General features: G+C 69.1%; 23 protein-coding genes. 10 read left to right on the top strand and 13 right to left on the bottom strand.

Going from position 1 to position 24,017, the window contains the following annotated elements:
• Positions 1-94: 94 nt before the first annotated feature.
• The gene (locus L3Q65_RS17705) at positions 95-565 is read left to right on the top strand and encodes an SRPBCC family protein (RefSeq protein ID WP_237600283.1); all 471 of its coding nucleotides are present in this window, start codon (positions 95-97) and stop codon (positions 563-565) included.
• Between the two features lie 30 nt (positions 566-595).
• On the opposite strand, the gene L3Q65_RS17700 is transcribed toward L3Q65_RS17705, so the two are convergent.
• Positions 596-2,035 carry an MFS transporter gene (locus tag L3Q65_RS17700; protein ID WP_237600282.1) on the bottom strand — a complete coding sequence of 480 codons (1,440 nt, stop codon included), beginning with the start codon at positions 2,033-2,035 and terminating at the stop codon, positions 596-598.
• A gap of 116 nt (positions 2,036-2,151) precedes the next feature.
• Between L3Q65_RS17700 and L3Q65_RS17695 the strand changes: the two genes are divergently transcribed.
• Positions 2,152-2,553 (top strand): helix-turn-helix domain-containing protein, encoded by a 402-nt coding sequence (locus L3Q65_RS17695; protein ID WP_182895259.1) that lies wholly within the window; start codon positions 2,152-2,154, stop codon positions 2,551-2,553.
• A 99-nt stretch (positions 2,554-2,652) separates the two neighbouring features.
• On the opposite strand, the gene L3Q65_RS17690 is transcribed toward L3Q65_RS17695, so the two are convergent.
• Positions 2,653-3,999, bottom strand: coding sequence for a cation:dicarboxylate symporter family transporter (locus tag L3Q65_RS17690; RefSeq protein ID WP_182895258.1), 1,347 nt, complete (start codon positions 3,997-3,999; stop codon positions 2,653-2,655).
• A 163-nt stretch (positions 4,000-4,162) separates the two neighbouring features.
• Between L3Q65_RS17690 and L3Q65_RS17685 the strand changes: the two genes are divergently transcribed.
• The 4 genes from L3Q65_RS17685 to L3Q65_RS17670 all read left to right on the top strand — a co-directional run bounded on the left by L3Q65_RS17685 (position 4,163) and on the right by L3Q65_RS17670 (position 8,543).
• The gene (locus L3Q65_RS17685) at positions 4,163-5,767 is read left to right on the top strand and encodes a sensor histidine kinase (protein WP_237600281.1); all 1,605 of its coding nucleotides are present in this window, start codon (positions 4,163-4,165) and stop codon (positions 5,765-5,767) included.
• Positions 5,764-6,432, top strand: coding sequence for a response regulator (locus tag L3Q65_RS17680; RefSeq protein ID WP_067582155.1), 669 nt, complete (start codon positions 5,764-5,766; stop codon positions 6,430-6,432). Before L3Q65_RS17685 ends, L3Q65_RS17680 begins: the two co-directional genes overlap by 4 nt.
• Before the next feature lie 95 nt (positions 6,433-6,527).
• Positions 6,528-7,295 carry an SDR family oxidoreductase gene (locus L3Q65_RS17675; protein ID WP_237600280.1) on the top strand — a complete coding sequence of 256 codons (768 nt, stop codon included), beginning with the start codon at positions 6,528-6,530 and terminating at the stop codon, positions 7,293-7,295.
• A gap of 579 nt (positions 7,296-7,874) precedes the next feature.
• Positions 7,875-8,543, top strand: a complete 669-nt coding sequence (locus L3Q65_RS17670; protein ID WP_237600279.1) for a hypothetical protein — start codon at positions 7,875-7,877, stop codon at positions 8,541-8,543.
• Between the two features lie 100 nt (positions 8,544-8,643).
• Here the strand turns inward: L3Q65_RS17670 and L3Q65_RS17665 are convergent, their stop codons facing one another.
• The 8 genes from L3Q65_RS17665 to L3Q65_RS17630 form a co-directional block, all read right to left on the bottom strand.
• Positions 8,644-10,032, bottom strand: coding sequence for a beta-N-acetylhexosaminidase (locus tag L3Q65_RS17665; RefSeq protein ID WP_237600278.1), 1,389 nt, complete (start codon positions 10,030-10,032; stop codon positions 8,644-8,646).
• 2 nt (positions 10,033-10,034) lie between these two features.
• The gene (locus L3Q65_RS17660; RefSeq protein WP_182895252.1) at positions 10,035-10,889 is read right to left on the bottom strand and encodes a carbohydrate ABC transporter permease; all 855 of its coding nucleotides are present in this window, start codon (positions 10,887-10,889) and stop codon (positions 10,035-10,037) included.
• Positions 10,880-11,800, bottom strand: coding sequence for a carbohydrate ABC transporter permease (locus tag L3Q65_RS17655; RefSeq protein WP_182895251.1), 921 nt, complete (start codon positions 11,798-11,800; stop codon positions 10,880-10,882). Before L3Q65_RS17655 ends, L3Q65_RS17660 begins: the two co-directional genes overlap by 10 nt.
• Positions 11,801-11,803: 3 nt before the next feature.
• Entirely contained in the window at positions 11,804-13,087 is a 1,284-nt protein-coding gene (locus L3Q65_RS17650) for an extracellular solute-binding protein (protein ID WP_182895250.1), read from the bottom strand.
• Between the two features lie 75 nt (positions 13,088-13,162).
• Positions 13,163-14,296 carry a lactonase family protein gene (locus tag L3Q65_RS17645; protein ID WP_237600277.1) on the bottom strand — a complete coding sequence of 378 codons (1,134 nt, stop codon included), beginning with the start codon at positions 14,294-14,296 and terminating at the stop codon, positions 13,163-13,165.
• 31 nt (positions 14,297-14,327) lie between these two features.
• A complete protein-coding gene (locus L3Q65_RS17640; protein WP_182895248.1) occupies positions 14,328-15,719 on the bottom strand; it encodes a GntP family permease in 1,392 nt (463 codons plus the stop codon).
• Entirely contained in the window at positions 15,716-17,311 is a 1,596-nt protein-coding gene (locus L3Q65_RS17635; RefSeq protein ID WP_237600276.1) for an amidohydrolase family protein, read from the bottom strand. The genes L3Q65_RS17640 and L3Q65_RS17635 overlap by 4 nt, the downstream gene beginning before the upstream one ends.
• Entirely contained in the window at positions 17,311-18,609 is a 1,299-nt protein-coding gene (locus tag L3Q65_RS17630) for an amino acid deaminase (protein WP_237600275.1), read from the bottom strand. The genes L3Q65_RS17635 and L3Q65_RS17630 overlap by 1 nt, the downstream gene beginning before the upstream one ends.
• Positions 18,610-18,759: 150 nt before the next feature.
• On the opposite strand from L3Q65_RS17630, the gene L3Q65_RS17625 reads away from it, so the two are divergent.
• From L3Q65_RS17625 to L3Q65_RS17615, 3 genes are read left to right on the top strand one after another with little or no spacing between them, the layout of a single operon-like run.
• A complete protein-coding gene (locus tag L3Q65_RS17625) occupies positions 18,760-19,701 on the top strand; it encodes a sugar kinase (RefSeq protein ID WP_237600908.1) in 942 nt (313 codons plus the stop codon).
• Positions 19,698-20,456, top strand: a complete 759-nt coding sequence (locus L3Q65_RS17620) for an IclR family transcriptional regulator (protein WP_182895245.1) — start codon at positions 19,698-19,700, stop codon at positions 20,454-20,456. Before L3Q65_RS17625 ends, L3Q65_RS17620 begins: the two co-directional genes overlap by 4 nt.
• Positions 20,456-20,839, top strand: a complete 384-nt coding sequence (locus L3Q65_RS17615) for a RidA family protein (protein ID WP_116204166.1) — start codon at positions 20,456-20,458, stop codon at positions 20,837-20,839. Before L3Q65_RS17620 ends, L3Q65_RS17615 begins: the two co-directional genes overlap by 1 nt.
• 36 nt (positions 20,840-20,875) lie before the next feature.
• Here the strand turns inward: L3Q65_RS17615 and L3Q65_RS17610 are convergent, their stop codons facing one another.
• From L3Q65_RS17610 to L3Q65_RS17600, 3 genes are all read right to left on the bottom strand, one after another.
• Complete coding sequence (locus L3Q65_RS17610; RefSeq protein ID WP_237600274.1) at positions 20,876-21,874, bottom strand: 1-aminocyclopropane-1-carboxylate deaminase; 999 nt, start codon at positions 21,872-21,874, stop codon at positions 20,876-20,878.
• Positions 21,871-22,518, bottom strand: coding sequence for a GntR family transcriptional regulator (locus L3Q65_RS17605; RefSeq protein ID WP_370648190.1), 648 nt, complete (start codon positions 22,516-22,518; stop codon positions 21,871-21,873). The genes L3Q65_RS17610 and L3Q65_RS17605 overlap by 4 nt, the downstream gene beginning before the upstream one ends.
• A gap of 289 nt (positions 22,519-22,807) precedes the next feature.
• Positions 22,808-23,167 (bottom strand): DUF1844 domain-containing protein, encoded by a 360-nt coding sequence (locus tag L3Q65_RS17600; RefSeq protein ID WP_037370356.1) that lies wholly within the window; start codon positions 23,165-23,167, stop codon positions 22,808-22,810.
• A 282-nt stretch (positions 23,168-23,449) separates the two neighbouring features.
• Between L3Q65_RS17600 and infC the strand changes: the two genes are divergently transcribed.
• Entirely contained in the window at positions 23,450-24,004 is a 555-nt protein-coding gene (infC, locus tag L3Q65_RS17595) for a translation initiation factor IF-3 (RefSeq protein WP_182895384.1), read from the top strand.
• Positions 24,005-24,017: the final 13 nt, after the last annotated feature.

The following is a 24,017-nucleotide window of genomic DNA, read 5'->3' as shown; positions in this document are numbered from 1 at the left end:
CAGGCGGCGGCGTACCCAAGGGATGGCCAGCCTAGGAAACACAGGTCAAGATCGACAAGTACGCGTTCCGCTGATCGGGAGAGAGGGGCGGACTGTGAGCCTCGAGAAGAAGACGGACGCCGAGTACTCGTTCCGGAGCGACTGGTGGCTGCCGACTCTCCCGGACCGGGTGTTCGACGCGATCGTCGACCTCGAGTCGTATCCCCGGTGGTGGCCGGACGTCCAGTCGGTGCGCCAGGTCGACGGCGACACCGCCCAGATCGTCTGCCGCTCCCGGCTGCCGTACCGGATCGTCATCGCGATGCACCGGGAGCAGCAGGACGCGGCGGGCCTGCGGGTGCGCGTCCGGCTGAGCGGGGACCTCGACGGGATGCTCGCCGGGGCGATCCACGCCGACGGCGAGGGCTCCCGGCTGGAGATCACGCAGCACGTTCGGGTGCGGAAACCGTTGCTGCGGAGGCTGGACGTCATCGCCCGGCCGTTCTTTCGCGCCAACCACGCGTGGATGATGCGGCGCGGGCACCACGGACTGGCCGGTTACCTCGTGAGTGGCGGCGCCGGTTAGAACCGGCGCCGCCACTCACGAGGTGTCAGGTCAGGACGCGACTGGTTCGGCGGCGGTGTCGGCGGGAGCCGCGGCGGATCGGCGGCCCAGGAGCACCGCGGCGAGGATCGCGGCGAGAGCGGTCAACCCGGCGCTGAAGCCGTAAGCCACCCGGAATCCCGACGCCAGCGCCTCCTTCTCGGAAGCGCCTCCGCCCAGCATCTCGGCAGTCCGGGTCGCGGCGGCGGTCGCCAGCACGGCGGTTCCCAGCGCGCCGCCGACCTGCTGGGTCGTGGTGATCAACCCCGAAGTCACGCCGGAGTCGTCGGGGGTCGCCGCGGACATCGCCAAGCCCATCAGCGCCGGGATCGCCATTCCCGCCCCGGCGCCCATCAGGATCAGCGACGGCAGCACGTGCGATGCGTAGCCGCCGGCGGTCTGGACTTGGGTCAGGTAAAGGAAAGCCACCGACGTCGTCAGCAGACCGGCGACCAGGACCGCGCGCGGGGAGAAGCGGCTGTTCAGCCAGTCGGCGAGGCCGAGCGAGAACGCGGCGATCATGACCGGCGTCGGGACGAAGGCGAAACCCGTGGTGAGGGCGTCGAAACCGAGGACCTGCTGAAGGTACAGCGCGGTGACGAACTGGAATCCCAAGAACCCGGCGACCATCACGACCATGGTCAGGTTGGCGCCGCTGATCGCGCGCACGCGGAGCAAACGCAGTGGCAGCAACGGGGTTCGCGTCCGGGCTTGGCGCACCAGGAACAGTGCGAGCAGGACGGCCGCCAGCACGAGAGTGCCGATGGTCAGGAACGTCCACCCGGCGTCGCCTGCCTGCACGATGCCCAGCACCAGCAGCATCACCCCGGCGGTGACCAGCAGCGCGCCCAGGACGTCGATGCCGGTGCGCAAGCCGAGGCCGCGGTCGGACGCGACAACCAGCGGAGTCAGGACGAGCGCGGCAATGCCGATGGGCAGGTTGATGTAGAAGGTCCAGTGCCAGTCGAGGCCTTGCGTCAGCGCGCCGCCCGCGACCATGCCGATCGACGCGCCCGCGGCTTGGGTGAAGCTGTAAACGCCGATCGCGCGGACGCGGGCGCGCGGCTCGGGATAGAGCGTCACGATCATGCCCAAGACGACCGCTGACGTCAGGGCCCCGCCGACGCCTTGGACGAACCGAGCGACCACCAGCGCGGTCGCGTTCGGGGAAAGCCCGGCGGCCAGCGAAGCGGCGGTGAAGACGACGATGCCGACGAGGAACACCTTCCGCCTGCCGACCAGGTCGCCGAGGCGGCCGGAAAGCAGGAGCAGGCCGCCGAACGCGACGAGGTAGGCGTTGACCACCCAGGCCAGCCCGGGTGCGCTGAAGCCCAGGTCGGTCTGGATCACCGGCAGGGCGACCGCGACGATCGAGCTGTCGAGCACCACCATCAGCGAGGCGGCGGACAGCACGGCGAGCGCCGCGCCGCGATGCCGAGCGGTTTCGGGCATGACAAGGTCCTCCATAACGAGCACAGGGGAGAGTTTCCGCTGGTCGTAGCCAGGGCATCTCTTGTTACAGTGCCCATCATGTGTGACCATGGGACGGTGCGGAAGGAGGCACTTTCATGTCCCAGGGGAACATCGCTGTGACCGACGAGGCCACGGACTTCGACCCGGCGAAATTCGCGGTGTGCACGGTGATGGAGGTCGTGAACCGGATCAGCGGGAAATGGGTGATCGGCATCCTGCTGGAGGCGACGCGCGGTCCGGTGCGGTTCACCGAACTCGAACGCTCGGTGCAGGGGATCAGCCGCCGCATGCTCACGCTCACCCTGCGGAACCTGGAACGCGACGGCCTGCTGACGCGCACGGTCTACCCGACGGTGCCGCCGCGGGTCGAGTACGAGGCGACCGACATGGCGCGCGAACTGTACGACTCGCTGTCCGGTCTGGTCGACTGGGCGGAACGGCATCGCGAGGCGATCGCGGTTTCGCGGCAGGGCTACGACGGCCGCACTGCTTGCTGACCTGGAAAGGCACCGCGGCCGTGCGCACGGGGGACGTGCACGGCCGCGGCGCCGAACAGTCCGCACCCGGAGGGAAGGGGCCCGGGCGCGGACTGGGTCTCAGGCGTTCGCCGGGGCGGGCTGAGCGGGCTCGGCCGGTTTCTCGTCGACCAGGGTCGCTTCGTCGAACGGGGCCTGGCCGGTGAACACCGCGCGCGAGCGGTCGCGGTCGAATTCCTTCATCCATGATCCGATGAGGACGGTCGCGACCGCGTTGCCCGCGAAGTTCGTCAGTGCGCGGGCCTCGGACATGAACCGGTCGATGCCGAGGATGAAACCGACGCCGTCGACGAGTTCCGGCCGGTGCGACTGCAGGCCGCTGGCCAGCGTCGCGATGCCGGCGCCGCTCACGCCCGCCGCGCCCTTCGACGCGATGATCATGAACAGCAGCAACGTGATCTGCTCGCCGAGCGCGAGCGGCTGGTCCTGCGCGGTGGCGATGAACAGCGTCGCCATCGTCAGGTAGATCGCGGTGCCGTCGAGGTTGAACGAGTACCCGGTGGGCACCGTGATGCCGACGACCGGCTTGCTGACGCCGAGGTGCTCCATCTTCGCGATCAGCCGCGGCAGCGCGGATTCCGAAGAGGACGTCGACAGGATCAGCAGGAATTCGCGGCCGAGATACCGCAGCAGGCTGAAGATGTTGACCCGCGCGCCGAGCCACAGCACCGCGCCGAGCACGCCGAACACGAACACCAGGCACGTGAGGTAGAAGCCGAGCATGATCACCAGCAGGCTGCGCAGCGCGCCCCAGCCGGTCGCGCCGACCACCGCGGCGATCGCGCCGAACGCGCCCACCGGGGCGGCCCACATGATCATCGCGAGGACGCGGAACACGAGCCGCTGGATGTGCTCGATGCCGCGCAGGATCGGCTCGCCGCGCTTGCCGAGCTTCTGCAGCGCGAACCCGGCCAGCAGCGCCACGAGCAGCGTCTGCAGCACTTGGCCCTCGGTGAACGCGGACACGAAGGTCTTCGGGATGATGCCGAGCAGGAAGTCGGTGGTGCCCTCGCCGCCTTCGGCCTGCTGGTGCACCTTCGACACGTCGGCCGGGTTGAGGTGCAGGCCGCTGCCCGGGTGCAGCAGGTTGCCGACGACGAGCCCGATCGCGAGCGCGAACGTCGACATCACGATGAAGTAGACCAGCGCGGTGATGCCGACCTTGCCGACCTTCGCCGCCTTCGCGACCGAGCCGATGCCCAGCACGATGGTGCAGAAGATGATCGGCGAGATCATCATCTTGATCAGGTTGACGAAGCCGGTGCCCAGCGGGGCGAGGCTCTTGCCGACGGACGGCCAGAGCAGCCCGACCGCGACGCCGAGCACGACGGCGGCGATCACGGCCAGGTACAGGTAACGCGTGCGGTCGCGCTTGGGCGCGGCTGCTTCGGGGGTCGGTGTCGGCACCGTTGCCTCCAGCTCGGTGGGGGGAACGCGGGTCACTATGCGGGGCGGATATGACCGGCGTCACCGTTGTGTTCATTGAGTTCGCGGCGGGTCTGTCCGGTGTGGACTTCCCGGCAGCGGCGCCGGAGTGTTGCCGGACCCGTGCGTGTGCTGGTATGAGCGGGTGCCCCCGACACCTCGGATCCGGACGAGCCGCTGGAGCCTGGCCCGCCAGCTGCTGGTGCTGCAGCTGGCGATCCTGCTCGTGCTCGTCTCCGGCGGCATCACTATTGCCTATCTCGACGCCCGGCGCACGACGACCGACCGGGCCGGGGAGCAGTCGCTCGCGGTGGCCCGTTCGATCGCCGACGCCCCGGATGTCGCGCGGGCGGCCGCGACCGCGGATCCGACCGCGACGCTGCAGCCGTATGCGCAGCGGGTGCTCGTGGACACGCGAGTGGACTTCGTGACGATCATGTCGCCGCAAGGAATCCGTTACACGCACCCGAATCCGGCGTTGATCGGGCAGCGGTTCCTCGGGCACATCGAAGCGGCGCAGGAGGGCGGCGTCGTCTCCGAGACCTACACCGGTTCGCTCGGCCCGTCGGTGCGCGTGGTGGTTCCGGTGTTCGACGTGAACCACCGGGTGGTCGCGCTCGTCGCGGTGGGCATCACGATCGCGGCGATCTCGGCCGAGGTGCAGGAGCGCGTCTGGCCGCTGCTCGGCGTCGCGGCGGCAGTATTGCTGGTGGGCGCCTGCGGGGGCTGGCTGGTGAGCGCGCGGCTGAAGCGGCAGACGCGCGGCATCGCTCCGGCCGAGCTGAGCAATCTGTTCGAATACCACGAAGCGGTACTGCATTCGGTCCGTGAAGGTGTGCTGCTGGTTGACCGCGACGGCCGCGTCGGGTTGTGCAACGACGGCGCCCGCACCCTGCTCGGGCTGAGCGGCGACCCGGTCGGGCAGCCGCTCGCTGAGCTGGGGTTGTCGCCGGAGCTGGCGGCGGCGTTCACCGCGCCGGAAAACCGCACCGAGGAACTGCACCTGACCGATTCGCGGGTGCTGGTCGTGAGCACGACGCTCGTCAGCTCTGGCGGACGCGCGCAGGGCACCGTCGTGATCCTGCGCGACCACACCGAACTTCAGACCCTCACCGGCGAGCTGACCACGGCGCGCAGTCTCGCCGAGGCGTTGCGGTCGCAGGCGCACGAAGCCGCGAACCGGCTGCACACGGTCGTGTCGCTGGTGGAACTCGGCCGTCCTGAGGACGCCGTGGAGTTCGCGACCGCCGAACTCGCGCTGGCGCAGGAACTCACCGACCGCGTGATGACCGCGGTCGCCGAACCGGTGCTGGCCGCGTTGCTGCTCGGCAAGGCCGCGGAGGCGAGCGAACGGGGCGTGGAATTCACCATCACGCCGGACACGATGATCGACGACCTCGGCCCCGGCGTCGCCGGACGGGATCTGGTGACGATTCTCGGCAACCTGATCGACAACGGAATCGACGCTGTGGTGCGGGAATCCGGCACCCGGCCGTCGGTCGTGGTCACCGCGCGGTCCGAAGAGGACGGTCTGCTGCTGCGCGTCGCGGACAACGGCCCGGGTGTGCCGGAGGAGGCGGTGGGGGAGATGTTCCGCCGGGGCTGGTCGACCAAGGCCGGGGACGAGCACGGCCTCGGCCTGGCGCTGGTGGTGCAGGCGGTCCGGCGTTACGGCGGCACCATCGACGTCGGACGCGACGGCGGCGCGGTCTTCACCGTACGGTTGCCGAGGCAGGAGGTGTCGGCGTGATCCGCGTGCTGGTGGTGGAGGACGAGCCGGTGGCGGCCGAGGCGCACCGGCTGTACGTCGAGCGGCTGCCGGGATTCGTCGTCGCCGGCGTGGTGCATTCCGGCGGCGAGGCGCTGCGGTTCTGCGAACGCGAACCCGTCGATCTGGTCCTGCTGGACTTCTACCTGCCGGACACGCACGGTCTCGCTGTCTGCCGTTCGCTGCGCGCGGCCGGGCTGCCGATCGACGTCATCGCGGTGACCTCCGCGCGCGACCTCGCGCTGGTCAAGGCGGCGGTCTCGGTCGGGGTCGTGCAGTACCTGCTGAAGCCGTTCACCTTCGCGTCGTTGCGGGACAAGCTGGAGCGCTACGCGTCGTTCCGCGAGGCGTCCGGCGAGGTCACCGGGCAGGCGGAGATCGACCGCGCGCTCGGCACGCTGCGCACCACCGAGTCCGCGCCGCTGCCCAAGGGCATGAGCGCGGAAACGCTGGACGCGATCACCGACGCGCTCGCCGGGGCGGGCGAAGGGCTGTCCGCTGGCGGTGCGGCGAGCGCGATCGGGGCGTCCCGGGTCACCGCGCGGCGGTACCTGGAGTACTTGGCGGACAACGGATTGGCGCAGCGCGAACCGCGATACGGGCAGGTCGGACGGCCGGAGGTCTGGTACCGGCTGAAGCCTGGCTGAGCGCTGACCGGGCCCGTCAGCGCTTCGTGCGCGGCCGGTAAGCGGCCTCCCCGAAAGTGTGGACATCGAAGTTCACCACTCAAGGGGAGCAAGAAATGACGCAGAAGACCGCACTGGTCACCGGCGGCGGCAAGGGCATCGGCCGGGCCATCGCGACGCGGCTGGCGCACGACGGCGCGCTGGTCGCCGTGCACTACGGCAGCGACGAAGCGGCGGCCAAGGAGACTGTCGCGACGATTGAGGCGAACGGCGGCAAGGCGTTCTCAGTGCAGGCGACGCTGGGTGTCGACGGGGACGCGGAGACGCTGTTCGACCGTCTCGCGGCGGAGCTGCGCGAACGCACCGGCGAGGTCGCGCTCGACATCCTGGTCAACAACGCAGCGACCGGCGCGGGCTCGATCACCACTGCGACGTCGGAGGAGTTCGACAAGGTGTTCGCGGTGAACGTGAAGGCGCCGTTCTTCTTGGTGCAGCGCCTGCTGCCGGTGCTGCGGGACGGCGGCCGGATCGTCAACATCTCGTCCGCGGACACGCGCATCGCGCTGCCGTTCGAGCTGGCGTACAGCATGACGAAGGGCGCGCTCGACGTGTTCACCCGCAGCCTGGCGCAGGAACTCGGCCAGCGGGGGATCACGGTGAACGGGGTCGCCCCAGGTCCGACGCCGACCGACCGGACCGCGCACATGTTCGCCGACGAGCGGATGCGGGCGGGGACGGCGGGGGCGTCCGCGATGCGGCGGGTCGCCGAACCGGCCGACATCGCCGACATCGTGGCGTTCCTGGCCTCGGCGGACGCGCGGTGGGTCACCGGGCAGGTCGTGGACGCGACCGGCGGGACGTTCCTCGGGCCGACAGGCGTATAACGGCATATATCAGAGCTTGGCGTGCTGGTCTAGATGTTTAGGCCAGCACGCCAAGCTCCTCAGGTCGTTGCCCGATGTCAAGCCGTTGCCGCGTATCGCACCGAGTTGTGACTAGTCGGACTTCCGGCCTATCACCCACCGTCGGGCAAGCCTCACCAGTTCGCCTATATAGCGCCGTGGGCGGACACCGCCGTGCCGGAGCACTCAGCCGTCCATCCTGGGTTCTGCCACCCGTGCGTTAGTTCAGGGAAGGAGCAGGCTGTCGTCGCTGCGCCGCCACTCGGTCCGGTCTTGACTAGCGAGTAGACAAAGGAAGGCGAGGGCGGCCAGGGGAGATCACCCCTGCATTCCGGGCTATGTACGTATCACGGCTCCAGCAATCTGTTCCGTGGCTTGGCGATGCCTCAGGTGCAGTGCGGGAGCGGCCAGACCCTGGTGAGTCTGGCCGTTCGGTCGCTGACCGCGCGCGCAAGTGTCGAGCAAATCGTTCTCGACTCCACGGCAAGCCAATCGGGAGCATCAACTCTCCACGATTGGTAGGATGCACACTCTGTGAACCCGTGCTTAGGGGAGGGCGACGTGGGTTTCCAGTGGACAGACACCATCCCGTGGGTGATCTCATCGGCGAGTGCTGCGCTGGCTGGTCTTGCTCTTCGGCGGTCGATCCGGACGGAACGCCGCGAGACTGCGCGACGTACCCGTGATATGGCGACCAGATTCGATCTGTGGCTCGAATGGACGGGAGAGCCTGCCCCAGGCAAGCCGAGGATGATGTACATCAACCGCAACCCGGGCTCGATTCGCAACGTCGTGGCCACCGTCCAGTTCCACGTCAGAGGCGACGAACTGCCGGTCGAGCCATCGCCGGTCGTCCTGCCGCGGCTAAGACCTGCCGAGGACCCACAGCAGGTCGCCAGCGAGGCGATCGACCTTTTTGAAGACCTCGTGCGCTCGGGCAAAGTCATTGATCCCGGGCGTACCTTGAGAACAGCGTATATCTCCGAGGTGGCATTCACCGATCCGGCAGGCGAGCACTGGTGCCGCGACTTGGACGGCAATCTGGAGCGCATCCAGCGGCCGTCTTCATCCGAGCTAGAAGCAAATCGGGCTGCCATTCTCGAAGCGGCACCTGTGCTGGAACAAATCTTGAAGAATGTGCCTGAAATAATGGGAGACGGCCCAATTTCCCTCATGATGTGCAGCAGGAGCGGCCCTCGGAAAGGATGCAGTCGCGCTGTCATCAGATGACATCATGTCCTGAATCACGCAGCAGCGATTCGACGACTGCGGTGGCAAGCAGCAGAACCCATCGCGGTGATCCTGAAACGGTCGGCCGTCTGATCCGCGTTCAGCGAGGCCGTCCCGGCGCGTCCGGCCGGGTCTGCCACGGACGCGGCCCGTCGAGCGGCCGGTACTCCACGCCGAGCGCGTCCAGCCGCGGCAGGTGGTGGTCCCGCAGCCGGGGCAGGAACTCCGCGTAGTCGCGCGGTCCGCTGCTCCACGCGACCTCGGCGAACGCCGACAAGCGAGGGAACGCCGCGTAATCCGTCCGCCGCACGGTGTCCAGGTGTTCGGACCACAGCTGCGCCTGGACGCCGCGCACGTGCGGTCCGGACTCGGGTTCGAAACCGTAGAAATGCTCGAGATCCTGGAGGTACCCGACCGGGACCGGCTCGTCCGGGTGGTCGCTTTGCCGGTGGTCGAGGTACACGCCGTCCTCGGGGCAGAGCACCACCTCGTGCCCGGCCTTCACCGCCAGCGAGGCGCGTTCGCGGTCCTGCCACACGCCGATCACCATCGCCGGCAGGTCGCCGCCGTCGAGGACCTCGTCCCAGCCCATCGGCGTGCGGCCGCGCGCGACGAGATGGTCGGCGATCGCCCGGACGAACCGGTGGTGCGCCTCGGTGACGCCGGGCACCTCGTCCCCGCCGAGCGCGATCACCTGCGACGGGAAGATGTCCAGCACGTGGTCGAAAACCGTGCGGAAGAAGTCCAGAGCGGACTCCGACGGGTCGAGCAGCGAAGTGCTGATGCCCCAGGAAGTCCATACCTCCCAAGGGGTGTCGCTGGCCGGGCCGAGTTCCGGGTATGCGGTGATGGCGGCTCGGGCGTGTCCGGGAATGTCCACTTCGGGCACCACGGTGACCGCCCGCGACGCGGCGTACGCGACGATCTCGCGCAGATCGTCCACAGTGTAGTAACCGCCGTGCGGGCGGCCGTCGCGCTCCGGGCCGTCGTGCCTGCCGACCATCGACGATTTCCGCCAGCCGCCGACGGACGTGAGCCGGGGGAACTCCGGCGTCTCGATCCGCCAGCCCTGGTCGTCGGTGAGGTGCAGGTTCAGCACGTTCAGCTTGTGCGCGGCCAGCAGATCGATGAACCGCAGCACCTCGGCCTTCGTCCGGAAATGCCGGGAAACGTCGTAAAGGCAGCCGCGCCAGGCGAAACGCGGATGGTCGGTGATCGTCCCGCACGGCAGCTCGGCCGGTCCATTGTGGATCGAAGCGGCACGGAACGCGTCCGGGCCGGCCAGTTGGCGAAGTGTTTGGCGGCCGTAGAACTCGCCCGCGGCGTCGGCTGCTTCGAGCGTGACGCCGTCGGGAGCGATCGTGAGCCGGTAGCCCTCGGCGGGGAGGTTCGCGCCCGGGCGGACCTCGACCGGAGCGGGCCACGGGCAGGTGCCGGGCACCGCTTCCGCGGACACGGGACGGGGGAGGAGGGCGGCGAAACCGGACATGGTCATCCCTTCACGGCCCCGGCCGTCCCGCCGATGAGTTTCCGTTGCACCAGCACGAAGAACACCAGCACGGGAATCGTCATCAGGGTGGACGAGGCCATCACGGCACCCCAGTCGGTGTCCTCCGGTTTGAAGAACACCAGGATCGCCTGCGGCAGAGTCTGGTTTTCGGTCTTGGAGATGATGAACGTCTTGGCGAACAGGAAGTCGTTCCACGCATGGATGAACGCGAGCACGCTCACCGCCACGAGCCCGGGGGCGACGAGCGGGAACAGGATCTGCCAGGTGAACCGCATCCGCGACGCACCGTCCAAAGTGGCCGCTTCCTCCAGTTCGGCGGGCACCGCGGCGACGAACCCGCGCAGCATCCAGATCGCGAACGGCAGGCTGAACGCCAGGTGCACCAGCACGAGCGAGCCCAGTTCGTTGAGCCCGAAGGCGGGCACCGTGCCGCCGACCGAGCGCATCAGGAAGAACAGCGGGATGGTCAGCGCTTCCACCGGCACCATTTGCGCCACCAGCAGCATCACCAGCAGCACTCCGCGGCCGCGGAAGCGGAACCGGGTGAGCGCTACCGCGGACAGGAACGAGAACACCAGGGACAGCAGCACCACGACGACCGCGACCACGAGGCTGTTGAGGAAGTACCGGCCGAATCCGGACACCGTGAGCACGCGCTGGAAACTGTCCAGCGAGGGCGCGAACGTCCACGGTTTCGGATGCGCGGACTGGATTTCGCCGGCCGGCTTGAACGCCGAGAGCACCATCCAGTACAGCGGGAACGCGACGATCCCGGCGATCACCACGGTCACGATTTCGGCGACGAGCCGCGCGGGGCGGCGCACTTTCAGAGCCATGCGGCACTCCGGCGCTGGGACCGGACGTAGAGCCCGGTGATCGACAGCAGCAGCAAGGTCATCACGACCCCGATCGCCGAGCCGAGCCCGTACTCCTGCCCGGCGAACGCCTGCTGGTAGGCGTAGACGTTCAGGATCAGGTTCCGGCCTGCGATGCCGCCTCCGTTGGTCATCACGTAGATCTGGGTGAACACCTTGAAGTCCCAGATGATCGACTGCACGGTCGCGATGGTGAGCAGCGGCCGCACCGCGGGCAGGATCACCGACCACGAGGTGCGCCACACCGACGCGCCGTCGAGCGCGGCGGCCTCCAGCGTCTCCTTCGGCACCGCGCTGATCCCGGCGTACATCGTCACCATCACGAACGGGAACGAGCACCAGATCACCTCGGCGGCGACCAGCCCGAACGTGCCGAAGGTGCCGAACGTCCAGGAATGGTGCTCCATCCCGGTGAACCCGATGCCCGAGAGCACCTCGTTGACCAGGCCGAAATCGGTGTCGAAGAGGAACAGCCAGACGTAGGAGCCCGCGATCGCCGGGGTCGCCCACGCGCCGAGCGCAGCCAGGAACAGCAGCATGCGCGGCAGCGCGCGGACCCGGCTCGCCAGCACGGCCAGCGCCGTGCCGACGACCAGGCTGCCGAGCACGCAGGCCGCGGCGAACCCGACCGTTTTGCCGAGCACCGTCCAGAACTGGACGTCGGCCAGCAGGCTGACGTAGTTGTCGAGGCCGAGGAACACCAGCGGGGCTGCGCCCGCCGCCTGCGGTTGGCCGTAGTCGTAGAGCGAGATCACGACCAGCTGGTAAATCGGGTACACCAGCAGCGCGGCGAGCAAGACGCCCGCCGGCAGCAGGTACAGAAGGGCCGCGCGGCCGTCGCGGCGGACGGTCGCGGAACGGACTGCGGCCACGGGTCAGCCGAAGTTCTTGTTCATCGCCGCGGCGGCGTCGGCCAGCGCGGCGTTCGCGTCCTTGCCGCCGGTCGCGATCTGCTGCACGGCGGTGGGCAGGACGTTCTGGCTGTCGATCTTGGACCACGCCGGGGTGCTCGGCACGAACTTCGTGCCCGCGCTGAGGGTGTCCACGAACGCCTTCAGCGTCGGGTCGCTGGCGGCGAGCTTCTTCTGCACCGACGAGAGGGTGGGCAGGTTGCCCATCGCCGCGTACATCTTCTCCTGGTACTTGATGCCGGCCAGGAGCTCGGCGAACTGCACCGCGAGACCGTGGCGCTGGCTCGCGCCGAACACGCCGAGCAGGTTGCCGCCGGCGAACGCGGGCGCGACCGAACCCGGGGTGGTGCCGGGCAGCGGCATGATCGCGTACTTGCCCTTGACCGCGCCCTTTTCGACGGCCTTGCGGTTGAAGTCGCCGCCGATCACCATGCCCGCCTTGCCGCCGGCGAACGCGGTGACGCTCTGCGTGCCGGTGAGGTTGGCGCAGGCCGCGGGCGGGCAGATGTCGTCCTTGATCAGGTTCGCGTACGCGGTGACGCCTGCCTTGGCCTGCGGAGAGTCCACAGTGGACGTCCAGTTGCCATTGTCCTGTTTGGCCAGGTCGCCGCCGTTGGCCCAGATGAACGGCAGCATCGCGTAGGTGTACTTGCCTCCGGTGGCGATGCCGTACAGATCCGGCTTCTTCTCGCGGATCTTGCGCGCGTCTTCGGTCAGCTCGGCCAGCGTCGCGGGCGGCTTGAGACCGAGTTCGGCGAAGACATCGGTGCGGTAGTACAACGCGCGGATGCCGGTGTACCAGGGAATGCCGTAGATCTTGCCGTTCGCCTTGGCGGTGTCCACTACGGACGGAAGCAGGTCCTTGCCGTCCGACCAGTTCGAGATGTCCTTGGTGAGGTCGGACAACGCGCCGGTCTGCGCGTAGCTGGAGACGTCGGTGTTGCCGAATTCGGCGACGTCGGGGGCGTTGGACGGGTCGTTGAACGCACCGGAGAACTTGTCCGCGCGGCCTTCGACCGGAACCCACTGCACGTCGACCTTCACGCCGGCGTGGTTGGCCTCGAATTCGGTGATCGCTTCCTTGACCGCGGCCTCCTTCGGCGCGCGGTTCGCCTCGTCGAACAGCCAGACTCTCAGCGTGCCGTCGGTTTGATTTCCGCCCGAGGCGGCCGGACCGGATTGGGTGGGCGCGCACGCGGCGAGCAACGCCAGCGCGGCGACAGCGGGCAGGACAGAACGCAGCTTCATCGGTGACTCCTGTCGCGGGGACCGGTCAGAGACCGGGAAAGACGGGGCTGTGCGGCGTGCCAGCCCCGGTTTTTCTCAGACGAAGAAGACGGAGTTGACGTTCGGCACGGCGAGCGAGCCCGCGGACTTGCCGGGCAGGCCGGTGGCCGGGTCGCGCGGCAGCCAGGTGACCGTGCCGGAGCGCTGGTTCGAGACGTAGAACCACTTCTCGTCCGGATCCAGCGCGAGATGCCGCGGCCAGTTGCCGCCGGACGCCGCCGAGGAGACCAAGCTGAGCCCGGCTCCGCCGTCGGCGACGGTGAAGGCGGCGATGGTGTTGGGGCCGCGCACAGTGGCGTAGACGAACTTCCCGTCCCGCGACACTGTGATTTCGCCGGGGAACAGTTCGCCGGTGCTGCCCGGCGGAACCGCGGGGACCACGGCGATCGGCTTGAACGTGCCGGTGGCGGCGTCCCAGCTGGCGACGGTGATCTCCGGGCGCAGTTCCTGGGCGACGTAAGCGAATGTGCCGTTCGGGTGGAACGCGAGGTGCCGCGGGCCAGCGCCGGCGGGGAGGGTGATCTGCTTGTGCAGCTTCAGCTTTCCTTTGCCGGTGTCGAACGAGTAGACGTACACCGAGTCGGTGCCGAGGTCGACCGCGAGCACCCACTTGCCGGACGGATCGGTGACGACCTGGTGCGCGTGCGGCTCTTTGCCCTGGTGTTGCTGCAGATCGGTGGCCGCGCCGAGCTTGCCGCCGGACTTGATCGGCAGCACTACGACGCTGCCGGAGTCGTAATTCGCGGCCAGCACGTACTTCTGGCTCGGGTGCACCGAAAGGTGCGTGGGCGAGCCGCCCTTGGAGGAGGTCGACCCGAGCAGCTTCGGCCGGGCCGGGTCGGAGATGTCCAATGCGGACACCGTCCCGGTCTCCGCGCCCTCGTTTTCGTTGGTGACGTACAGGATCCGGCCGTCGCGAGTGCGGTCGAACCAGGAGACGTCGGTCAGCTTCGGGACCGTGCGCACCGGCGTGAGCGCGGGGCTGCCCGCCGCACGCTGGGTGACGTCGAGCCCGTGCCCGGCCGGCGAGGAGTTGGTGTAGCTGCCGACGTACACCGTCGTGGCCGCACGCGGCCGGGGCGCCGCCGTGGCGAGCTGTGCGCCCACCACGGCGGCGGCCCCGGCCGCGCCGACTGCTCCGACGAACGTGCGGCGGGAAATCTCGGTCATCGAATACCCCCGGAACGTGTGCCGATGTGGTTCAGACCAATGCCATCACCAATGCTGCCACACCGAAACCGCTCAAGGAAAGGACTGTTTCCAAAGCCGTCCAGGTTTTCAGGGTTTGCGTCACGGTCAGCCCGAAGTACCGGGACACGATCCAGAATCCGCCGTCGTTCACGTGCGAGGCGATGATCGACCCGGCCGAGATCGCGACCACCAGAAGCGCCAATTGTGCTTGCGAGTAATGCAGTTCCATCACCGTCGGCGCGACAATGCCGCTCGTTGTCACGATCGCGACCGTCGCGGAACCCTGGGCGATGCGCATGCCGCAGCTGATGATGTATGCCGCCAGCAGCACCGGAAGCCCGGCGTCGCCAAGGGAACCGGCCACCGCCTTGCCGATCCCGGTGGCGGACAGCACCGCGCCGAAGAACGAACCCGCGCCGACCACGAGGAGAATCATCGCGACCGGACGCAGCGCGTTGGCCGAAAGCTGGGCCAGATCCGCGCCGCTCATCCCGCGACGGCGGCCGAGAAGCCACGAAGCGAGCAGCGTCGCGATGGTCAGCGCGATGGCCGGGGTGCCGAGGAACGCCGCGATGCCCGCTCCGGTGGAACCCTTGGGCAGCAGGATGCTGCCGAACGTGCCCACGAGGATCAGCACCAGCGGCACCGCGATGATCCCGGCGACCAGCTTGAGCGAGGGCGCGGGGCCCTCCTGCTCGCCTTCTTCCCCGGCGAGCTTCGCGAAGTCCTCGGCCAGCGGCACGTTCACCCGCTTGCCGATCCACGTCGAGTACAGGATGCCGCCGATGAACCAGGCCGGGATGCCGCAGACCGCGCCCATCAGGATCAGCCAGCCGAGATCGACGTGCAGCAGGCCGGCCGCGGCGACCGGCCCCGGGTGCGGCGGGATGAAGGCGTGCGTGATGGAAAGCCCGGCCAGCAACGGCATCGCGTACAGCACGATCGACCGGCCGCCCTGCTTCGCCGCCGCGTAGACCAGCGGCGCGAGCACGAAAATGCCGATGTCGAAGAACACCGGGATGCCGAAGATGAGCCCGGAAAGACCCATGGCGAGCGGGGCGCGTTTCTCGCCGAACGTCCGCAGCAGCGCCGCGGTGAGCACGCGCGCACCGCCGGATTTCTCCAGGATCGAGCCGAGCAGCGTGCCCAGCCCGATGATCGCCGCGATGTGCCCGAGAATGCTGCCGAAGCCCTTCTCCAGCAGCGAATCCGAGGTTTTCTGGGCGGTGCCGACGAGGGTGCCGACCGGCACGCCCGCGGCCAGTGCGGTGAGCAGGCCCACCACGATCAAGGCGATGAACGGTTCGACCTTGACCTTGATGATGAGGAAAAGCAGCACCGCGATGGACACCGCGGCCAGGGTGAGCAGACCGGCTGTGCTGGTCTGCAGCCAGTGGATCATCGTCGACTCCGGGGATGGCGAAGGGAATGCCCGGCGAGCGCGCCGGTGGGGGTTCCGTCTTCGAGGGCGGCGACGCCGTTGACGAAGACGTGGGAGAGGCCCGCGGCTGGTTGCCGCGGATTGTCGAACGTCGCGGTGTCGGCGACCGTGTCCGGGTCGAAGAGCACCAGATCGGCTGCGTAGCCGGGACGCACGAGGCCCCGGTCGGTCAGCCCCAGCCGCCGTGCCGCGCGCCCGGTGAGGTGCGCGACGCAGTCGGCCAGTTCGAGAACGCCCAGTTCGCGGACGTAGCGCGCGAGGTACCGCGGGAAGGTGCCCCACGCGCGGGGATGCGGGCGCGCGCCGACCAGCAGTCCGTCCGAGCCGCCGGTGTGCGTGCGGTGCCGCATGATGGCCTGCACGTTTTCCTCGTGGCCCACGTGCATGAGGCAGGACGTGCCGAGCTTTTCGTCGATGAGCGTGTCGAAATACAGCTCTGCGGGGGATTTCCCGGCGGCACGGGCGGACGCGAGAACGCTGTGCCCCACCAGCGCGGCGTTTTCCTCGCGGCGGACACCGTTGATTTCGATGGCGTCCCAGTCGATCGGCACACCGTGCGCACCGTCCGAACCGGACTCTTCGATCTCGGCGCGGATGCGTTCGCGAGTGTCCGAGTCGGACAGCCGAGCGAGTGTCGGTTCCAGACCGCCTTCGGTAGACCAGCTCGGCAGCAGCGCCGACAGGTAGGTCGCGCCGGGCAGGTACGGGTACGTGTCGAGGGTGATGTCGCAGCCGTCGTCGAGCGCGTTGTCCAGCAGCCGCAACAGATCCGGGGCTTTGCCCTTGTTGACCGAGAAGTTCATCGTCGCGTGCGCGAGGTGCAGCGGACAGCCGGAGCGGCGGGAGACGTCGACCATTTCCGCGAACGCCTCCAGCGCGCCCGCGCCGTAACTGCGGTGGTGCGGGCTGTAGTAGCCGCCGCGTTCGCCGACCACGCGGCACAGCTCGACCAGTTCCTCGGTGGTCGCGTACATCCCGGGCGTGTAGGTCAGCCCGGACGACAGCCCGAACGCGCCTTCTTCCAGCCCGGTCGCGATGAGGTCCCGCATCCGCGCCAGCTCGGCGTCCGTGGCGGGCCGGTCTTCCCAGCCCATCACCAGCATCCGCACCGTGCCCTGCGGCACGAGATACGCGGCGTTCGTCGCGATGCCCTGGTCGAGCCGGTCGAGGTATTCGCCGACCGAGCGCCAGCTCCAGTCGAAGCCCGCCGGGTCGTCGTTCCATCCGGCCAGCTGCTGGCGCAGGCTCGCGAGCACTTCGTCGTTGACCGGCGCGTAGGAGAGGCCGTCCTGCCCCAGCACCTCGGTGGTCACGCCCTGGCTGATCTTCGCCAGATGGTCCGGGTTGGCGAGCACTTGCAGGTCGGAATGCGAGTGCATGTCGATGAAACCGGGGGAGAGGACCTGCCCGGTCGCGTCGAGCACGCGCGGTGCGGTCAGTTCGCCCGGCGCGGCGATGTCGGCGATGCGGTCGCCGGTGATCCCGACGTCGCGGATTTCCAGCGGGGCCCCGGTTCCGTCGGCGACTCGGGCACCGCGGATCACGAGGTCCATCAGAACCACGTCCGCACGAAGTCGACCACCGTCTCGCCGTCGCTGTCCACGACCGGCAGCAGCGACCACTTGTCGAACGTCGTGCACGGATGCGACAGACCGAGCCGCACCCAGTCGCCGACCTCGACTGGCGACCCTTCCGGCAGTTCGAGGAACGCGTGCTGGTCGTTGAGCTTCGGGACGGTGTGCCCGGTCAATTCGGCGACGACGCCGTCCTTGCGCAGCAGCTGCGGCTCAGGCATGCCTTCGTCGTACGGCAGGTCGCGCTTGCCCGCGGTGAGCAGCGCCAGCTCCGGCGTCGGCTTCGACGTGACCTGCGCCCATGCGTGCAATGCCGGACGGAAGCTGTCGACGCCAGCGATGCGCGGGTGCTCGCCGAGCGGCGAGATCTCGCGGTAGAAGCCGTCGTCGTGGGTCAGGTACGCGCCGCTGCGCAGGATCGGGACCACGTCGAGACCGTCCGGCCAGGGCTTGGTCAGCTCGTCCACGACGCGGTCGAAGTACGCGCTGCCGCCCGCGGTGACGTACACCGGGCCGTCGGCGAGCAAACCCTTGTCCGCGAAGGTGATCGTCGCGTCGCGAAGACTGTCCACATAGGAACTGATTTTCGCCAGCGCCGCTTCGCCGGTGTGGTGCGAAAGCGCGCCTTCGTATCCGCCCGTGCCGCGCAGTCGCAGCACCGGGCTCTGCGCCGCCGCTTCGGCAACGGCAAGCGCGGTCGCGGCGTCGCGGACACCGGTGCGACCGCCTTCGCCGCCCAGCTCCACCAGCACATCGACGGGCCGCTTGGCGCCGGCGAGCGCTTCGGTCATCAGCTCGACGCTGCGCACCGAATCGACCCAGCAGACGAATTCGAAGTCCGTATCCGCCGCCAGTTCGCCGGCCAGCCAGCGCAACGCGGACGGGTCGACGAGCTGGTTCGCCAGCAGGATCCGCGGCACGCCGAACGCGCGGTAGATCCGCACATGCCCGGCGTTCGCCGCGGTGATGCCCCACGAGCCGTGCTCCAGCTGCCGGGCGAACAGCTCCGGGGCCATCGTGGTCTTGCCGTGCGGCGCGAGCGCGATGCCGCGTTCGGCGCACCAGCGGGCCATGGTGGCGAGGTTGTGCTCCATCGCGGCCGCGTCGATGACCACGAACGGACCGAAGAAGCCGTCGTCGAAGAGCTTGGCACGGCGGGCGGCGGCTTCGTCGAGAGTGAGCCCGGACAGTGCCGGAGGGAGAGCGCGGAAGCGCCAGTCGATCCGTTCGCCGCGCCCGGCTCGGACGGCGGCGGTGAGAGCGGCGTTGCTGTTCATCTGGGACCTCGGTTGCGTATCTTGCAACGGACGTTGCGCAAAATGCGTTGCATAGGTGTAGCATCCGGGTGGCCACAGGTCAACGGGGAAGGAACGTCAGTGACCAGCAGTCCGACAGCGTCGCCTGAAGTGCTCTGCATCGGCGAGTCGATGGCGTTGTTCGTGCCCGCCGAACCCGGCCCCCCGGACGAGGTGCGCACCTGGCTGCGCACCATCGGCGGCGCGGAGTCGAACGTCGCGTGCCACCTGCCCGCGCTCGGCGTGCGCAGCGGTTGGGTCAGCGCGGTCGGCGACGATCCGTTCGGCCGCGCGCTCGTCCGCGAGATCGCGTCGGCGGGCGTGGACGTGCGCGGCGTCGTCTTCGACCCGACGCGCCCGACCGGGCTGTACGTGAAGGAAAGCGGCGCGGGCGGCAGTCCGGTCCGCTACTACCGCTCGGGTTCCGCCGCCTCCGGCATGGGCCCGGAACTGATGTCCCGGCTGGACTTCTCCGGCGTTCGCGTGCTGCACCTCTCCGGGATCACGCCCGCGCTTTCCGGCAGCTGCCTCGCGCTCGTGCGCGCGCTGCTCGACCGTCCGCGCGGCGACCTGCTCGTGTCGTTCGACGTCAACCACCGCCCCGCGCTGTGGACCGGACGCGACCAGTCCGTTCTCGCCGAACTGGCCGGCAAGGCCGACCTGGTGCTGACCGGCGACGACGAAGCGGAGCGGGTGTGGGGCACCGGCGATCCGGTGCGGCTGCGCGAGCTTCTGCCTGGTCCGCGCACGCTGGTGGTCAAGCACGGGGAACGCGGCGCGACGCTCGTCGAGGGCTCGGCCGAACCGCTGTTCTCGCCCGCGCTCAGTGTCGACGTCGTCGAGCCGGTCGGCGCGGGCGACGCCTTCGCCGCCGGATTCCTGGCCGCGACTCTGCACGGCGCCGACCCGCTGACAAGGCTCCGGCGCGGTCACCTGCAAGCAGCCGCGACACTGTTGACTCAGGACGACGTCGGCGTGCCGCTCGCCGAGGCCGTCGTGACGAAACTGGTGCAGGCGGACGCCGACGGCTGGGGTTCGGTCCGGCTCACCGGAGAGGGAGTGGTGGCGACGTGAGCCAAAGTCTCGACCGCGCGCTGACGCTGCTGGGCGGTCTCGCCCGCGGCGGCAAGACGCTCGACGAGCTGGCCGAAGAGATCGGCGTGCACAAGACGACCGTGCTGCGGCTGCTGCGCACGCTCGAATCGCACCATTTCGTGCGGCGCGAAGGGGCCCGGCACTACCGGCTCGGCAGCGCGCTTTTCGACCTCGCCAACCAGGCGCTGGAAGACCGCGATGTCCGGCGCAGTTCGCACGAAGCGCTCGCCGGGCTGAACTCGCGCACCGGGCACACTGTGCACCTGGCGTCCTATGAGGACGGCGAGGTGGTGTACATCGACAAGTTCGAGGGACACCACGCGGTCCGGATGTACTCGCGGGTCGGCAAACGCGCGCCCCTGCACTGCACCGCGGTCGGCAAGGTGCTCGTGGCGGCGATGCCGCGGGCGAAACGCGAAGAGATCGCCCGTGCGATCGACTACGTCGTGCTCACCGCCAACACCATCACCACGCCCGAGGCGTACCTGGCCGAATTGGACCAGGTCGCTGAGCGCGGGTACGCGGTGGACAATGCCGAACACGAGGACTTCATCCACTGTATCTCCGCCCCGGTGCGCGGCGCGGGCGGCGAAGTGCTCGCCGCGGCGTCGATGTCGGTGCCGAAGGTGCTGCTGGACTACGACGGGCTGCTGGCGCTCGTGCCCGAGCTGCTGGCCGCCGCCGAAGAAGCTTCCGTCCACAGTGGATGGACGGGGAACGGAAAGGGGCAATGATGGGCAAGACGGCGATCACCAGCGAGAACGCGCCGAAGCCGCCGGCGAACTTCTCGCAGGCCGTCCGCAAGGGGAACATCCTCCAGGTCGCCGGCGCGGTCGCGTTCGACCCGGCCACGAACGAGATCGTCGGCGACGACGTCGTGAGCCAGACCCGGCAGGTGTTCAAGAACCTGACCGCGCTGCTCGAAGAAGCGGGCTCGAGCTTCGCGGACGCGGTGATGGTGCGCGTGTACCTCACCGACACCAGCCACTTCGCCGCGTTCAACGAGGTCTACAACGAACTGATCGGCGAAGCCCCGCACGCGGCCCGCACCACGGTGTACGTCGGGCTGCCCGCCGGGCTCCTGGTCGAGATCGACGTGCTCGCCGTGCTGGACTGAGCCGCACGGGTGCCCGGCCGCGGCCGGGCACCCGGTTCAGCCGAGCACGCTCGTGTACGCGTTGATCGCGGGCTGCCCGCCGAGGTGTGCGTACAGCACGTTCGAATCCTTCGCGATTTCGCCGGTGCGCACGAGATCGATCAGCCCGGCCATCGATTTCCCCTCGTACACCGGGTCGGTGATCATCCCCTCGAACCGCGCCGCGGTCCGGATCGCCTCCAGCGTCCGCTCATCCGGAATCCCGTACACCCCGGCGTGATACCGCTCGTCGAGTTCGGTTTCTGCAACCGGCCCGGCTCCGATCAGCGCCGCCGTGCTCTTCGCGATCCGGCCGATCTGCTCGCGCGTCTCCTCGGGCTTCGCCGACGCGTCGATCCCCAGGATCCGCCGCGGCTTCCCGCTCGCCGCCGCTCCGGCCAGCATCCCCGCCTGCGTGCTGCCGGTGACCGAGCAAACCACGACGGTGTCGAAGAAAACGCCGAGTTCGCGTTCCTGTTCTTCCAGTTCCAGCACCCAGTTCGCGAACCCGAGCCCGCCGAGCCGGTGGTCCGACGCCCCGGCCGGGATCGCGTACGGCGTGCCGCCGTTCGCCTCGACCTCCGCCAGCGCCTGTTCCCAGCTCTCCTTGAACCCGATGCCGAACCCGGCGTCGACGAGCCGGACGTCCGCGCCGAGGATCCGCGACAGCTGGATGTTGCCGACCTTGTCGTGCAGCGGATCGGCCCAGTCGACCCAGCTTTCCTGCACCAGCACGGCTTTCATTCCGGCCCGCGCCGCCGCGGCCGCGACCTGGCGCGTGTGGTTCGACTGCACGCCGCCGATCGAGACGAGGGTGTCCGCGCCCTTGGCGAGCGCGTCGGCGACGAGGTACTCGAGCTTGCGCGTCTTGTTGCCGCCGTAGGCGAGACCGGAGTTGAGGTCCTCGCGCTTGGCCCAGACGGCCGCGCCGCCGAGGTGCTCGGTGAGCCGCTCCAGCCGATGCACCGGCGAAGGCCCGATCAGCAACGGGAAACGGGGAAAATCGGCCAGGCTCACGCTTCCTCCAGGAGGGCTTCGAGATCGGTCCAAATCGTTGCGGTGAGCTGCGCGGCGACCGCTTCGTCGCGGGCTTCGAACGCGGCGATGAGCTCTTCGTGCCGGGCGACCGAGCGATGCGCGGGCAGCGAACTGAACCGCGCGTATTCGAGACGGCGCAGCAACGGCGTGTACCGGTCGAGCGTCGCCGCGACCGCCCGGTTCCCGTACGCGCGCACCGGAATCTCGTGCAATTCGTCGTCCGCTTCGATCGCCTTCCCGACGTCCCCCTCGGCGACGGCCGCGCGGAACCGTTCGTTGGCTTCGCGCATTTCCGCGATCTGCGCTTTCCCGAGCCGGGGGAGCGCTTCGCGCACGGCAAGCTCGTGCAACGCCCGCACGAGCCGGACCGCGTCGCGCACGTCGCCCGCGTCGAACTCGGCGACCCTCGTGTAACTCTGCGGCTTCGACACGACCAGCCGGTCCTCGGCCAGCCGCAGCAGCGCCTGCCGGACTGGAGCGCGGGAAAGCCCGAGCTGCTCGGCGAGGTCGGCGTCGCGCAGGGGAGTCCCCGGCGGGAGGCTGCCGTCGATGATGGCGTGCCGGATGCGCTCGTACGCCTCGTCGCGCAGCAGCGACCGGGAGACCTTGGGGAGTGCGCTCACATCTAACATGTTAGATGTCGGTTGTCGCGGGGGCAACGGCCCGGAACAACGTGATCCGCCGTCCGGTCGTGCGCGGGGAGAGGTTCGTGAGGGGATACTCGCGGATTCCCCTCGCGGACTTTCCCGGGAGCGAGACAGCGGGGGCGGTGCCGCGCGGCTGAAGTGCATCGCCTCGGCGAACGCAGGCCGAGCTTTGCCGATCCCGTCTTGTCGGCCTCCGAAACGGCGAAGACCCGCCCGGCGATGCCGCGAGGCGGGTCTTCGGATGTCTCTGGGGAAGGCTTCCGGCTCAGTACACCGGCCCGGTGTACTTCTCGCCCGGCCCCTGGCCCGGCGGGTCCGGCACGACCGACGCCTCGCGGAACGCCTTCTGCAGCGACTGAAGCCCGTCGCGAAGGGGTCCGGCGTGCAGGCCGAGGTACTCCGCGGAGGCGGTCACGAGCCCGGCGAGCGCGGTGATGAGGCGGCGCGCCTCGTCGAGGTCGCGGTGCGGCGAGTTCTCCGGGTCGGCGTCGGCGAGGCCGAGGCGTTCGGCCCCCGCGGACAGCAGCATCACCGCGGCGCGGCTGATCACCTCGACGCTCGGGATCTCCTCGAGCCCGCGGTCGTCGGGGGAATACGGGGGCGGTGGCGAAGGTTGTTCAGACACGTCTGGTACCCTTCCACGTGCGACCAGCTCCCGAGCGATCGGGGGCGGCAAGTGGAGCCCCGCTCCCACCCGCGTCACCGCCTCAGGTGTCCGGGTCCGGTCTCGCCGAAGCAGTGGCTGCCGTCCGGGCAGCGTACCGCGGAGGCGAAGCGTTCGGCCGTCCGGCCGGGCGCGATCGGAGACAGAGCGGGCCCCGTGCACCGGCAGCAGCCGGCGACGGGGCCTGAATCGTGTGGGCACCAGGTCGAAGCGAGAAAACATCACTCGGACCAAGGAGGCCCCATCAGCTCCGAGACACGCATCAACGAACGCATCCGGGTGCCGGAAGTCCGGCTCGTCGGCCCCAACGGCGAGCAGGTCGGCATCGTCCGGATCGAGGATGCGCTGCGGCTTGCGCAGGAGGCGGACCTCGACCTCGTCGAGGTGGCCCCGCAGGCCCGCCCGCCCGTGGCCAAGCTCATGGACTTCGGCAAGTTCAAGTACGAGAGCGCCCAGAAGGCCCGCGAGTCCCGCCGCAACCAGCAGCTCACCGTCATCAAGGAACAGAAGCTGCGGCCGAAGATCGACCAGCACGACTACGAGACCAAGAAGGGTCACGTGTCGCGGTTCCTGGCGGCGGGCAACAAGGTCAAGGTCACGATCATGTTCCGCGGTCGCGAGCAGTCCCGGCCGGAGCTCGGTTTCCGGCTCCTGCAGAAGCTCGCCGACGACGTCACCGAGCTCGGCTTCGTGGAATCGTCGCCGAAGCAGGACGGACGCAACATGATCATGGTGCTGGCCCCGCACAAGAACGTGAAGCCGAAGGCCGTCAAGGCCGAACCGGCTCCCGAGGCGTAGCGCGCCCCGGCGC

Source organism: Amycolatopsis sp. FU40 (genome assembly GCF_021903635.1).
GTDB lineage: Bacteria > Actinomycetota > Actinomycetes > Mycobacteriales > Pseudonocardiaceae > Amycolatopsis > Amycolatopsis dendrobii.
This window is presented reverse-complemented; position numbering and strand designations above follow the sequence as displayed.

Excerpts from the sequence above, each read along its gene's own strand:
- L3Q65_RS17675 (WP_237600280.1), top strand. The coding sequence starts at position 6,528 with ATGACGCAGAAGACCGCACTGGTCACCGGCGGCGGCAAGGGCATCGGC.
- L3Q65_RS17660 (WP_182895252.1), bottom strand. The coding sequence starts at position 10,889 with ATGGCTCTGAAAGTGCGCCGCCCCGCGCGGCTCGTCGCCGAAATCGTG.
- L3Q65_RS17615 (WP_116204166.1), top strand. The coding sequence starts at position 20,456 with ATGGGCAAGACGGCGATCACCAGCGAGAACGCGCCGAAGCCGCCGGCG.
- L3Q65_RS17625 (WP_237600908.1), top strand. The coding sequence starts at position 18,760 with ATGGCGTTGTTCGTGCCCGCCGAACCCGGCCCCCCGGACGAGGTGCGC.
- L3Q65_RS17640 (WP_182895248.1), bottom strand. The coding sequence starts at position 15,719 with ATGATCCACTGGCTGCAGACCAGCACAGCCGGTCTGCTCACCCTGGCC.
- L3Q65_RS17650 (WP_182895250.1), bottom strand. The coding sequence starts at position 13,087 with ATGAAGCTGCGTTCTGTCCTGCCCGCTGTCGCCGCGCTGGCGTTGCTC.
- L3Q65_RS17645 (WP_237600277.1), bottom strand. The coding sequence starts at position 14,296 with ATGACCGAGATTTCCCGCCGCACGTTCGTCGGAGCAGTCGGCGCGGCC.
- L3Q65_RS17695 (WP_182895259.1), top strand. The coding sequence starts at position 2,152 with ATGTCCCAGGGGAACATCGCTGTGACCGACGAGGCCACGGACTTCGAC.
- L3Q65_RS17630 (WP_237600275.1), bottom strand. The coding sequence starts at position 18,609 with ATGAACAGCAACGCCGCTCTCACCGCCGCCGTCCGAGCCGGGCGCGGC.
- L3Q65_RS17700 (WP_237600282.1), bottom strand. The coding sequence starts at position 2,035 with ATGCCCGAAACCGCTCGGCATCGCGGCGCGGCGCTCGCCGTGCTGTCC.
- L3Q65_RS17665 (WP_237600278.1), bottom strand. The coding sequence starts at position 10,032 with ATGTCCGGTTTCGCCGCCCTCCTCCCCCGTCCCGTGTCCGCGGAAGCG.
- L3Q65_RS17635 (WP_237600276.1), bottom strand. The coding sequence starts at position 17,311 with ATGGACCTCGTGATCCGCGGTGCCCGAGTCGCCGACGGAACCGGGGCC.